The 2,503-nt window shown below is 72.1% G+C and carries 2 protein-coding genes and 1 pseudogene; 1 reads left to right on the forward strand and 2 read right to left on the reverse strand.

Translation table 11 applies throughout. The annotated features are described in order from the left end of the window. Positions 1-76: 76 nt before the first annotated feature. Positions 77-1,045, reverse strand: coding sequence for an aldo/keto reductase (locus ACFW2E_RS45150; protein WP_384477517.1), 969 nt, complete (start codon positions 1,043-1,045; stop codon positions 77-79). Between the two features lie 234 nt (positions 1,046-1,279). Here ACFW2E_RS45150 and ACFW2E_RS45155 point away from each other — a divergent pair, with 234 nt between their 5' ends. Continuing rightward, positions 1,280-2,146: an endo alpha-1,4 polygalactosaminidase gene (locus tag ACFW2E_RS45155; RefSeq protein ID WP_384477520.1), complete on the forward strand. Its 867-nt coding sequence runs from the start codon at positions 1,280-1,282 to the stop codon at positions 2,144-2,146. A 25-nt stretch (positions 2,147-2,171) separates the two neighbouring features. Here ACFW2E_RS45155 and ACFW2E_RS45160 read toward each other — a convergent pair. After that, positions 2,172-2,348: pseudogene (locus tag ACFW2E_RS45160) on the reverse strand (flavoprotein); the annotation flags it as partial. Between the last annotated feature and the right edge of the window lie 155 nt (positions 2,349-2,503).

Below are 2,503 nucleotides of genomic sequence, written 5' to 3' on the forward strand. Positions count from 1 at the left end.
CCCCGAGCTGTCTCCCTGTCTCGTGGGCTCGGATTTGTGTATCAGCGCCCGCCGCCCGGCCCCCACGGCCCGGACGTCAGTGGCCGCTGACGGCGTGCGGGGTGTAGGGCCGCTCCAGCTCCTGCCTCTCCTTCTCGCTCAGTTCGAGCTCCACGGCGGCCACGGCGTCCTCGATGTGGTTCGGCTTTGCCGCGCCGACGATCGGCGCGGTCACCGTGTCCTGGTGCAGCAGCCAGGCGAGGGCGACCCGGGCGCGCGGCACGCCCCGGTCGGCGGCGATGCGGGTGACGGCCTCGACGATCGCGTGGTCGCCCTCCAGATAGAGACGGCTGCCGAAGTTGTCGTTGGCGCTGCGCTCCGTGACAGTGCCCCAGTCACGCGTGAGACGGCCGCGGGCGAGGGGACTCCAGGGCAGCACGCCGACTCCCTGGTCCGCGCACAGCGGCAGCACCTCCCGCTCCTCCTCGCGGTAGAGGAGGTTGTAGTGGTTCTGCATGGACACGAACTTGGTCCAGCCGTGCCGCTCGGCGGTGTACTGGGCCTTGGAGAACTCCCAGGCGTACATCGAACTGGCCCCGATGTAACGGACCTTGCCCGCCCTGACCAGGTCGTGCAGTGCCTCCATCGTCTCCTCGATCGGCGTCGCGTGGTCGTAGCGGTGGATCTGGTAGAGGTCGACGTAGTCGGTGCCGAGGCGGCGCAGGCTGTGGTCGATCTCCGACATGATCGCCTTGCGGGACAGCCCGCCGCCGTTCGGCCCCGGGCGCATGCGCCCGTGGACCTTGGTGGCGAGCACGATCTCGTCGCGGTCGGCGAAGTCGCGCAGCGCCTTCCCGACGATCTCCTCGCTGGTGCCGTCCGAGTAGACGTTGGCGGTGTCGAAGAAGTTGACGCCCGCCTCCAGCGCCTGCCGGATGAGCGGGCGCGACGCCTCCTCGTCGAGGGTCCATTCGTGGACGCCGCGGTCGGGCAGGCCGTAGGTCATGCAGCCCAGACAGATCCGCGACACGTCCAGGCCCGTCGAACCGAGCTTCACGTACTGCATCGTTGCTGCTCCTGCCTTCGGGTCGGTTGCACGCTGGGAGCGTACGTCGCGGAACGGGGCCCACTTGACTGCCGCGGTGCTCGGACGCTTTGATCGTGATCACGTGCCGGCGCACAGCGCGGGCACGCAGAGGTGCGCCCAGCCGGTATCGGACACGTTCTCAGCCCGGCCCAAGTCGCCAGGACCGCCGCGCCGGTCCGAGGCGGGGCCGTACCCGCGATCGATGGAGCGGACATGCCCGTCGGGGGTGTTTCCCGCGTCGGAGGTCCCGGGTCGGCCGTCGGCGCTGTCGTGCTCGCCGTCGTGCTGGCCGTGGGGCCGACCGGATGCGGTTCGGGTGACTCTTCGCGGACGGATTCGGCGAAGCCGTCGCGGAACGGCTCCCCCGCGGTGCGGCTGCCGCCGCGGCACGCCGGTTTCGACTACCAGATCGGCGGCGCCTATCCCCCGCCGAAGGGCGTCCGTGTCGTCAGCCGGGACCGGTCCTCGTCACCCGCGCGCGGTCTGTACAACATCTGCTACGTCAACGCCTTCCAGGCCCAGCCGGAGGAGCGTGCCTCCTGGCCCGCCGACCTGCTGCTGCGCGACGCCGACGGCGAGGTGGTCGTCGACGAGAACTGGAACGAGGCGCTGCTCGACATCCGCACCCCGGCCAAGCGCGAGCGCGTGGCCCAGCGGGTCGACCGCTGGATCGACGAGTGCGCCGACAAGGGCTTCGACGCCGTGGAGCCGGACAACTACGACAGCTACACCCGATCCCGGCACCTGCTGACCGCCGGCGCCGCGACCGCGTTCGCCGCGCTGCTCTCCCGGCACGCGCACGCCCGGCGGCTGGCCGTCGCCCAGAAGAACACGGCGGAACTGGCCGGCGTCAGGGCGAAGGCCGGGCTGGACTTCGCCGTGGCCGAGGAGTGCGGCGAGTACGCCGAGTGCGGCACCTACGCCAGGGCCTTCGACGACCGGGTGGTCGTCGTCGAGTACTCGGACGAGGGCCTGCGCAAGGCGGTCGCCGACTTCGGCGACAGGCTGAGCATCGTGCGCCGGGACCGCATGGTGTCGACGCCGGGGAGTGCCGGTTACGTGCGCAAGGTGCGCCCGTGACCGCACCCCGCCCCTGCCACGCCCGTCACCAGCCGCGCTCCACCAGGTCCAGTGCGTCCTCCCAGGGGAACTCCGGCCGCCTGCCGCAGTCGTCGGGCTCACCGGAGTAGGGATCGCCGAACCGGACGCCCATCCCACGCAGCCGTATCAGGCTGTCCTGGTAGGCGGGGTGCGCGGCCCGGGCGGCCGCCACGCACCGCAGCGCGGGGGCCCGGGCGCCCCCGCCCCCCCGCGCCCCCCACGACCGGACCGGACGCCTCGGTGTCGTCCTTGCCCGTGTTGGCGGCGATGACGCCGACCACGGCCGCCAGCCCCAGGACGCCCACCACGCTGGCGCCGACGATCAGCGCGCGGCCT

It is taken from the genome of Streptomyces sp. NPDC058964 (assembly GCF_042741275.1).
Lineage (GTDB): Bacteria > Actinomycetota > Actinomycetes > Streptomycetales > Streptomycetaceae > Streptomyces.

Bases quoted from the DNA above. Each gene is read 5' to 3' on its own strand.
- ACFW2E_RS45155 (WP_384477520.1), top strand. From the start codon at position 1,280: ATGCCCGTCGGGGGTGTTTCCCGCGTCGGAGGTCCCGGGTCGGCCGTC.
- ACFW2E_RS45150 (WP_384477517.1), bottom strand. From the start codon at position 1,045: ATGCAGTACGTGAAGCTCGGTTCGACGGGCCTGGACGTGTCGCGGATC.